The sequence below is a fragment of the Vibrio sp. 10N.222.46.A1 genome (genome assembly GCF_041473595.1).
In the GTDB taxonomy this organism is placed as follows: Bacteria; Pseudomonadota; Gammaproteobacteria; order Enterobacterales; family Vibrionaceae; genus Vibrio; species Vibrio tasmaniensis_A.
On record NZ_JBFRSN010000660.1, the window covers coordinates 1 to 9,267 of the forward strand.

The window sequence follows — 9,267 nt, forward strand, 5'->3', positions numbered from 1 at the left end:
GGGTAACTCAAACTTAGAAGCGAAAGCTGATTCACTCATGCTTTCCGCATAATATTTCTCGGGCTAATGTCGTTGACGTTAGCCTAGGGAAAAAGCAACACCCTTCCTAACTTTTATATTTGGCTAGCACTCGATGCTAGCCTTTTTTCTATCTGGCCTTCCACTCTTTCTCAATCACTCCAGCAGTGCATGTTAAATCCCGTTAACATCTAGCTTTTATATCTCATTGATCTTCATCGACTATTTTAGATTATTACGTGGCTAATCGCGTTTACACATGATAATTAACCATGAACTTGACCTTAAACACAATTAGCTATACGTTGTAAAGCTGATGAAAATAAAACCAATCGGTTTTGTTAACACAACCAATAACGTTTTAGCTAGCTAAAAACAAACTATCAGTTTATATAAGAACAAGTTCATAAAAAATAACAAGTACATGAATAGTTAGTCATTTACTGTCTGGATGACAGCGAAGCAAAAGGGAGAATTGCAATGGCTCTATATGATCCTAGTCTTGAAAAAGACAACTGTGGATTTGGTTTAATAGCGCAAATGGAAGGCCAACCGAGTCATAAGTTGGTACGAACTGCTATTTCAGCCCTCGATCGCATGACACACCGTGGTGGTATCGCTGCGGATGGTAAAACCGGAGATGGCTGTGGCTTATTGCTACAGAAGCCCGACTCTTATCTCAGAATTATTGCTGAAGAGAATAACTTCAAGCTCGGCAAGCAATACGCTGTCGGCATGATTTTTTTCAGCCAAGACCCAATCAAAGCGCAATCGGCGCAAGACATCGTCAATAAAGAGCTCGCTCAAGAGACTTTAACCGTAGCGGGCTGGCGTATCGTGCCAACCAACACCGACGTATTAGGCCCAATCGCCAAAGATTCTGTTCCCAATATTCAGCAAGTGTTTATCTCGGCCCCTGCGGGTTGGCGTGAACGCGATATCGAACGACGCCTATACATCGCTCGTCGTCGAATTGAAAAGCAGATTACCGAAGACAAAGATTTCTATATTTGTAGCCTGTCGACTCAAGTCATGGTCTACAAAGGCTTGTGTATGCCCGCCGATCTTCCGCGATTTTACCTCGATCTTGCTGACTTACGTATGGAATCAGCAATATGTCTGTTCCACCAGCGTTTCTCAACTAACACACAACCGCGTTGGCCATTGGCTCAACCATTCCGTTATTTGGCGCACAATGGTGAGATCAATACCATTGAGGGTAACCGCCAATGGGCCAAGGCTCGTGCCTATAAATTCTCTTCACCGCTGCTGCCCGATTTACAAACGGCCGCACCTTTTGTGAATGAGACAGGATCAGACTCCTCAAGCTTAGACAACATGCTCGATCTATTCCTTGCCGGTGGTATGGATGTGTTCCGAGCGATGCGTATGCTTGTGCCGCCCGCTTGGCAAAACCACCCAGACATGGATCCTGAGCTTCGTGCCTTTTACGATTTCAACTCCAAGCACATGGAACCGTGGGATGGTCCTGCGGGTATCGTACTGTCTGACGGCCGTTATGCTGCATGCAACCTCGACAGAAACGGATTACGCCCTGCTCGCTATGTGATCACAAAAGACAACCTAATCACCTTGGCTTCTGAAGTCGGTATCTGGAATTATGCGCCAGACGAAGTGGCAGAGAAAGGACGTGTTGGCCCTGGTGAACTGCTCGTTATTGATACGCGTCGCGGTAAGCTATGGCAGTCGAACGAGATCGACAATGATCTTAAAGGCCGTCACCCATATAAAGAGTGGATGGATAAAAACGTTCACAAATTAACACCGTTTTCCGCACTAGCAGATGACCAAGTCGGTAAGCGTAATTTTGATGATGACACCCTAAAGACCTATCAAAAACAGTTTGCAATGAGCAACGAAGAGTCAGACCAAGTACTGCGCGTACTCGGTGACATGGGACAAGAAGCGGTCGGCTCGATGGGCGACGATACACCAATGGCAGTACTGTCTTCGAAAGAGCGCCTCATTACCGACTATTTCCGTCAGAAGTTTGCTCAAGTAACCAATCCACCGATTGACCCTTTGCGTGAAAAACACGTTATGTCTCTGGCAACCAGCATCGGCCAAGAGATGAATGTGTTCTGTGAAACCGATGGGCATGCTTACCGTGTGACGTTTGATTCACCCGTTCTGCTTTATTCTGATATGCAGCAACTTCTGCAGTTAAATCAAAAGCATTATGGCCATACGATTCTTAGCATGCACTATGACCCAGCAGAAAAAGATCTCGAACAAGCCATCAACGACTTGTGTGATCGTGCGGTTCAAGATGTACGTGACGGCGCCGTTTTGGTTGTGCTTTCAGACAAAGCTTTAGAGAAAGGTAAGCTACCCGTTCCGGCAGCCATGGCGGTCGGTGCGGTGCAAACTAGACTTGCAGACACCAACCTGCGTTGTGATGCTAACATCGTGGTTGAAACAGCAACCGCACGTGACCCACACCAATTTGCCGTACTGCTTGGCTTCGGCGCAACCGCGGTTTACCCGTATCTCGCTTATGAAGCTCTGGGCAAAATGTTGGACGAGGGTTCATTAGATAAAGACTATCGCACTGCATTGCAAAATTACCAAAACGGCATCAACAAAGGTCTGTATAAGATCATGTCGAAGATGGGTATATCGACAATTGCTTCGTATCGCTGCTCGCAGTTATTTGAGGCGGTCGGCTTACATACCGATGTCGTTGATTTGTGTTTCCGTGGCGTAACGACTCGTATCCAAGGCGCTAGCTTTAGCGACTTCCAACAAGATATCTATAATCTATCTCGTAAAGCATGGACTAAGCGTAAACCACTGGAACATGGTGGCTTACTCAAATATGTACATGGCGGCGAATACCACGCGTACAACCCAGATGTAGTCAGTACCTTGCAAACCGCCGTAAAGACAGGTGAAACCTCAGATTATCAATCTTTTGCGAAGCAAGTTAATGCTCGTCCTGCTGCTATGCTACGCGACTTAATGAGCCTCAAAAAAGCCGATCAACCTCTGCCACTAGAACAAGTCGAGCCAAGTAGCGATCTCTTTAAACGCTTCGACTCGGCAGCCATGTCGATTGGTGCCTTGAGCCCAGAAGCGCACGAAGCACTGGCCATGGCGATGAACCGCTTGGGTGGTTACTCCAACTCTGGTGAAGGTGGTGAAGATCCACGACGCTTTGGTACTGATCGTAACTCCCGTATCAAGCAGATAGCTTCCGGTCGTTTTGGTGTGACGCCACATTACTTAACCAATGCGGATGTTTTACAAATCAAAGTCGCACAAGGTGCGAAGCCAGGAGAAGGCGGTCAACTACCGGGCCATAAAGTCACGGCAGAAATCGCTAAGCTGAGATACTCAGTTCAAGGCGTGACTCTGATCTCTCCTCCTCCACATCACGATATTTATTCTATCGAGGATCTGGCGCAGCTGATTTTCGACCTTAAGCAAGTTAACCCTAAAGCCTTGGTTTCAGTAAAGTTAGTATCTGAACCGGGTGTAGGCACCATTGCTACGGGTGTAGCGAAAGCTTATGCCGACTTGATTACGATCTCCGGTTACGACGGTGGTACCGCGGCAAGCCCGCTGACTTCAGTGAAATACGCAGGTTGTCCTTGGGAGCTTGGCTTAGCCGAGACTCAACAAGCACTAGTTGCCAACGGACTTCGTCATAAGATCCGTCTGCAAGTCGATGGTGGTTTAAAAACCGGCCTCGACGTCATTAAAGGCGCGATTTTAGGTGCAGAGAGCTTTGGTTTTGGTACCGCACCAATGGTCGCCATGGGTTGTAAGTTCTTAAGAATTTGTCACCTAAACAACTGTGCAACGGGTGTTGCGACTCAAGATGAAACACTACGCCGTGAATACTTCAAAGGCCTGCCAGACATGGTGGTGAACTACTTTACCGGCCTAGCCGATGAAGTTCGCCAGTACCTTGCAGAACTTGGCGTAGAGAAACTTACTGATCTGATTGGTCGTACTGACTTGCTTGAAGCCGTTCAAGGCCTCACTGCGAAACAGAGCAAACTGGATCTCTCTTCAATACTCGAAGCTCCAGTATCTCCAGAAGGTCACCCACTGTTTTGGACCGAGCCAAACGCACCATTTGATAAGGCTCAGCTCAACCAACAGATCCTTGATGATGCAATTGATGCGATTGAGAAACGTCAATCCACCAGCCTTTACTACAACGTGATCAACACCGATCGCTCGATTGGTGCTCGTATCTCTGGTGAAATTGCCAAACGTTACGGTAACCAAGGTATGGCTGGCTCACCAATTAAGTTGTATCTCGATGGTACAGCAGGCCAATCCTTTGCAGTTTGGAACGCCGGAGGCGTCGAGCTATATCTGACAGGTGATGCCAATGACTATGTCGGCAAAGGCATGGCGGGCGGTAAGGTGGTTATCAAACCTCACCAAGGCACTGCATTTGTTTGTAACGAAGCGACCATCATAGGTAACACTTGTTTGTATGGTGCGACCGGAGGCAAGCTATTTGCAGCAGGTACTGCAGGCGAACGATTTGGCGTGCGTAACTCAGGCACCGTTGCCGTGATTGAAGGTGCAGGTGACAATGCCTGTGAATACATGACCGGTGGTATTGTTGCCATTCTTGGCGCAACCGGAGTGAACTTCGGCGCCGGTATGACAGGTGGGTTTGCTTATGTGATGGACAAGAATGAAGACTTCCAAGGCCGTGTAAACAACGAGTCGGTCGAAGCACTTTCTCTGTCTGACCTATTTATCCACCAAGAACACCTGCGCGGCTTGATTGCAGAGCACTTAGAAGAGACTGGCTCAGTACACGCTGAAGCTATTCTGGCGAACTTTGATGAATGGATTCCAAAGTTCTACCTAGTGAAGCCGAAGACGGCGGATCTCAACACCTTGCTCGGTCACCAAAGCCGCAGCTCTGCTGAACTTCGTGTTCAAGCGCAATAATTGGAAGGAGCCAATCATGAGCCAGAATGTATACCAATTTATTGATGTGAATCGCGTAGACCCAGCGAAGAAACCAATCAAGATACGTAAGATTGAGTTTGTAGAGATCTACGAACCTTTCACGAAACAACAAGCTAAGGCACAGGCCGACCGCTGTTTAGACTGTGGTAACCCCTACTGTGAATGGAAATGTCCTGTTCATAACTACATCCCTCAGTGGCTTAAGCTTGCCAATGAAGGACGCATTATCGAAGCGGCTGAACTGTCCCACCAAACCAACAGCTTACCTGAGGTGTGTGGACGAGTTTGCCCTCAGGATCGACTGTGCGAAGGATCTTGTACCCTCAATGATGATTTCGGCGCAGTAACCATCGGCAACATTGAAAAATACATCAATGACAAAGCGTTTGAGATGGGCTGGAAGCCAGACATGTCTCACGTTGAATGGACCGACAAAAAGGTCGCGATCATCGGGGCTGGCCCAGCAGGTCTTGCTGCCGCTGATATCTTAGTTCGAAACGGTGTGAAGGCCGTGGTATTTGACCGCTACCCCGAGATCGGTGGCCTGCTGACGTTTGGTATCCCATCGTTCAAGCTTGAGAAAGGCATCATGGAAAACCGTCGCCGTATCTTTAGTGGAATGGGCGTGGAATTTAAGATGAATACCGAAGTCGGTAAAGATGTTCAACTGCAACAACTGGTCGATGACTATGATGCTGTTTTCTTGGGTGTCGGCACCTATAAAAATATGCGTGCTGGGTTAGACAACGAAGAAGCACCGGGCGTTTATGATGCCCTACCATTTCTTGTTTCCAACACCTACAAGGTCATGGAGCTGGATAACCCAACGCCATTCATCGACATGAAAGGCAAAAAAGTGGTTGTGCTTGGTGGTGGTGATACAGCCATGGACTGTGTCCGAACCTCGATTCGCCAACATGCAGCTAATGTTGTCTGTGCTTACCGCCGAGATGAAGCCAATATGCCGGGCTCTCGCCGTGAGGTGAAGAATGCGAAAGAAGAAGGCGTGAAGTTCATGTTCAACCTTCAACCATTAGCACTGGAAACCGATTCATCCGGTCATGTGACTGGCGTAAAAGTGGTGAAAACAGCCTTGGGTGAACCAGATGAGGCAGGCCGCCGTCGTCCTGAACCGGTTGAAGGCAGTGAGCATGTTCTTGAGGCTGATGCCGTGATCATGGCATTTGGTTTCCAACCTCATGCAATGGAGTGGCTAGAACCATTTGGTGTAGAGCTCGACCAATGGGGGCGTATCAAAGCTCCCGGCAAACAAGAGTTTCAATACCAAACCACCAACAGCAAGATATTTGCCGGTGGCGATGCTGTTCGAGGATCTGACTTAGTGGTAACCGCTATCGATGAAGGCCGTAAAGCCGCAGAAGGGATCTTGGACTACCTAGAAGTGTGATTGATATAGGGTTTTCTTTATTACTCAATTCGTTACTATAAAAAAGGATCCAATGATGGATCCTTTTTTCAATTCGATACGTTTGATAACAAGCACAACGATAAATAAGTAGAACAATCGCAAAAGAACCAATAGCGAGAACTACAAAAACAACATCATAGGAATCACGATGAAAAAAGCCGCTCTCCTTTCTCTATCTCTTTTGACTTTAACCGCTTGCAGCCAAGGAATCACGGACATGAAAGACAGAACTTCATCACCTTGTGGAGACAAACCAAACTGCGTATCAACTCAAGATGACCGTGAGCAGCATGCATTGGCCGCGTTTGAGTTATCAGATTCAGCAAACTTAGATGCGATTGAGCAGGTTGCGCTGACCTTACCAGGTTCGAAAACCGCGAGCAAAACAGAAGATTACCTGCGTGTTGAATGTACCTCTCGCATCATGCGCTTTGTCGATGACTTAGAGCTTAAGATCACTGATGGCAAACTGATCGTGCGTTCAGAGTCTCGCACTGGCCATTCTGACTTTGGCGTCAACCGAAAACGAGCGGATCAACTTCGTGCTAGCTTGAAAAGCGAAGGCTTAATCAAATAGATAAAAGAATACACAGATAAATCGTCTGTATTCGGATGAGAAGTGCTTCTGGGCAGTCGCTCGACACTTCTCTTCCATGTTACAATTTCGCTCTACTGTTTAAATAATTTTTATTAAGAGACTACACATGAAAATCGGCATCATTGGCGCAATGGAGCAAGAAGTTGCGATCCTAAAAGCAGCAATTTCAGACATTACTGAAGTTAATAAAGGCGGTTGTACCTTTTTCTCTGGTCAGCTAAATGGTGTTGACGTTGTTTTGCTTCAATCAGGCATTGGTAAAGTAGCAGCGGCTGTTGGTACTTCAATCCTGCTAAGCGAATACCAACCAGATGTAGTATTAAATACTGGCTCTGCTGGCGGTTTTGATTCAACGCTAAACCTTGGCGATGTGGTTATCTCTACTGAAGTTCGTCACCACGATGCAGACGTAACAGCTTTCGGTTACGAAATTGGTCAAATGGCAGGTCAACCAGCAGCGTTCAAAGCTGACGACAAACTGATGGCTGTTGCTGAACAAGCTCTAGCACAAATGGAAGATAAGCACGCCGTTCGCGGCCTTATCTGTACTGGCGACGCATTTGTTTGCACAGCAGAACGCCAAGCGTTCATCCGCAAGCACTTCCCATCAGTAGTTGCTGTAGAGATGGAAGCATCGGCTATCGCTCAAGCTTGTCACCAATTCCAAGTACCATTCGTGGTTGTTCGTGCAATCTCTGACGTTGCAGACAAAGAATCACCAATGAGCTTCGAAGAGTTCCTGCCACTTGCAGCGCAAAGCTCTTCTGAGATGGTTATCAAGATGGTTGCCCTACTAAAGTAAGCGACTAGACATGCAAACACTGTTTGATCAGGTATTTGCAAATGGCGTGCTCCTTGTAATGTGGGGAGCACTGCTTTTTCATTTAATTTTACCTATCCCCCATGCCGCACATCCCACGACCTTATGGCATAAGTTTGCTGAACTTTTAGCAACCAAGGTTAATAACAATCAAAATTATTCCCAAAGCTTAATCTCAGGCACTTTAGCTTGGGGGTTAATGGTTTTACCGGCTCTGGTTATTCTATTGGCACTGCAGCCACTGGTTTGGCAATCACAACTGTTTGAATTAGCGCTGTTGTTACTCGCTATTGATTGGCGTAACAATGAAAAGTTGGCAAATCAGTTGATCAAAGCACTTGGCCGAGAAGATAAAGCCACGGCTCGTCAGTTATTGGCGCCGATTGTTAATCGTCAAACTGAATCATTGTCATCACTTGGGCTTGGCAAAGCCGCTGCTGAAACTATCATCATGGGTTACGCTCGTAATGTGGTTTGTGTTTTATTCTGGTACGCCATTGGTGGTGGAATTGCAGCTTTAATGTATCGCCTGATTGTCGAATTAGCGCGAGCGTGGTCACCAAGCCGTAAGCAGTTCTCTCCATTTGGATCAACGGCAATCAAGATCGTCGCTATCTTAGAATTTATACCGATGCGATTGTTTGCCTTAATGATTGTATGTGGTGATAAAGCGTCTCACACATTCAAGATGATGCTCGTTCAGAGTCGATCTTGGCCATTGCCCGGCCCAGCATGGTTGATTACTGCTGTCGGCAACAAGCTTGAGCTGTCACTGGGCGGCCCTGCGATTTACGACAACACCAAAGCTATTCGAGCAAAATTAGGCGGCAGAATCGCTCCTTCAGCCCTGCACTTGTCTCAAGTTCAAAAACTGCTGTTTGGTCGCATCGCTATCTGGATATTTTTACAAAGCCTAATCTTACTATTTGTTCACCAAGGGATTTAGAGTGAAACCATCAGCACTTGTTACAAGCCTTACTATTTTGTCTTCCAGCTTATGGCTGCCTTTATCATTTGCAGAAGAAGCACTACTGATTTCAGAAAAAGTTCAACCTGCTCAACGTGTGGTTAGCCTTGCTCCTCATGCCACTGAACTCGCATACAGCGCTGGTTTAGGTGATAAGCTTGTTGCGGTGAGTGAGCGAAGTGATTATCCACTACAAGCTGACAAGCTAGAGAAAGTGGCGAATTACCAAGGCATCAAGGTTGAGAAGATCATCGCCCTGCAACCGGATCTCATTCTCGCATGGCCAGCTGGAAACCCGCCCAGAGAACTCGCGAAACTGGAGCAATTTGGTTTTAATATTTATTACTCAAAAACCAAGAGCCTAGATAACATCGCGACCAATATTGAGCAACTTAGCCAATTCGCAAGCGATCCAAGTATTGGCGAAAATAACGCTCAACAATACAGAGAGCAGCTCAACGCGTTGAGAC

At 46.9% G+C, this 9,267-nt stretch carries 6 protein-coding genes; all 6 read left to right on the top strand.

Annotation, left to right across the window (positions count from 1 at the left end):
• The first annotated feature begins 498 nt into the window (after positions 1-498).
• A complete protein-coding gene (gltB, locus tag AB4496_RS17930; protein WP_102257733.1) occupies positions 499-4,962 on the top strand; it encodes a glutamate synthase large subunit in 4,464 nt (1,487 codons plus the stop codon).
• A gap of 16 nt (positions 4,963-4,978) precedes the next feature.
• The gene (locus AB4496_RS17935) at positions 4,979-6,391 is read left to right on the top strand and encodes an FAD-dependent oxidoreductase (RefSeq protein WP_009848402.1); all 1,413 of its coding nucleotides are present in this window, start codon (positions 4,979-4,981) and stop codon (positions 6,389-6,391) included.
• A 169-nt stretch (positions 6,392-6,560) separates the two neighbouring features.
• On the top strand, positions 6,561-6,989 hold the full coding sequence (locus AB4496_RS17940; protein ID WP_102257734.1) for a DUF1499 domain-containing protein: 429 nt from the start codon (positions 6,561-6,563) through the stop codon (positions 6,987-6,989).
• A 127-nt stretch (positions 6,990-7,116) separates the two neighbouring features.
• A complete protein-coding gene (mtnN, locus tag AB4496_RS17945; protein WP_017100512.1) occupies positions 7,117-7,812 on the top strand; it encodes a 5'-methylthioadenosine/S-adenosylhomocysteine nucleosidase in 696 nt (231 codons plus the stop codon).
• A 10-nt stretch (positions 7,813-7,822) separates the two neighbouring features.
• Entirely contained in the window at positions 7,823-8,776 is a 954-nt protein-coding gene (locus tag AB4496_RS17950; protein WP_009848398.1) for a cobalamin biosynthesis family protein, read from the top strand.
• Between the two features lies 1 nt (position 8,777).
• A partial coding sequence (locus AB4496_RS17955) for an ABC transporter substrate-binding protein (protein WP_372131527.1) occupies positions 8,778-9,267 on the top strand: 490 nt, incomplete at its 3' end.

Bases quoted from the DNA above. Each gene is read 5' to 3' on its own strand.
- gltB (WP_102257733.1), top strand. From the start codon at position 499: ATGGCTCTATATGATCCTAGTCTTGAAAAAGACAACTGTGGATTTGGT.
- AB4496_RS17935 (WP_009848402.1), top strand. From the start codon at position 4,979: ATGAGCCAGAATGTATACCAATTTATTGATGTGAATCGCGTAGACCCA.
- AB4496_RS17940 (WP_102257734.1), top strand. From the start codon at position 6,561: ATGAAAAAAGCCGCTCTCCTTTCTCTATCTCTTTTGACTTTAACCGCT.
- mtnN (WP_017100512.1), top strand. From the start codon at position 7,117: ATGAAAATCGGCATCATTGGCGCAATGGAGCAAGAAGTTGCGATCCTA.
- AB4496_RS17950 (WP_009848398.1), top strand. From the start codon at position 7,823: ATGCAAACACTGTTTGATCAGGTATTTGCAAATGGCGTGCTCCTTGTA.